This is a genomic window from Priestia sp. SIMBA_032, from assembly GCF_046535215.1.
Taxonomy (GTDB): domain Bacteria; phylum Bacillota; class Bacilli; order Bacillales; family Bacillaceae_H; genus Priestia; species Priestia aryabhattai.
The window spans coordinates 1-362 of sequence record NZ_JAWRXD010000240.1 but is presented as its reverse complement, the minus strand read 5'-3'; the positions used below and the strand labels follow the sequence as shown (position 1 = coordinate 362).

At 68.0% G+C, this 362-nt stretch carries 1 protein-coding gene; it reads right to left on the bottom strand.

Going from position 1 to position 362, the window contains the following annotated elements:
- Window positions 1–157 precede the first annotated feature (157 nt).
- Window positions 158–362, bottom strand: a 205-nt coding sequence (locus SB717_RS34180) for a hypothetical protein (RefSeq protein ID WP_410907272.1), incomplete at its 5' end; no start/stop codon positions are given.

Here is a 362-nt window from a genome sequence, read left to right as displayed (position 1 = left end):
CGCCAGGCGTTACGCGGTCCGCGCGTTGGGGTCACGAAACCCGCGGCAACCAGATTCGAGAGCACGCTGCGCGACACACTGAGCATGCCTTGCAGCTCGCGCATTGACACCTCGCGTGCCGGGGCGCCTGAGGTCACTTCTGCCATCACTTCCGACGTCACTTCCGCGCCCGGACCTTCCCCGGTGCTTCAGCCGGCGCTTTCGCTGCACGGCTCGCCGGTTTGCGCGTGCGCGGCGCCACGGGAAGCTCGGTGACAGGCTCTGCGCTCCTGCGCTTCGGTGCGGCGGGTGTAGCCACGGTGGCCGCCTTAGGCTTTCCACCCTTCAGGCTTGCGCGCAGTGCATCCATCAGGTCGATGACC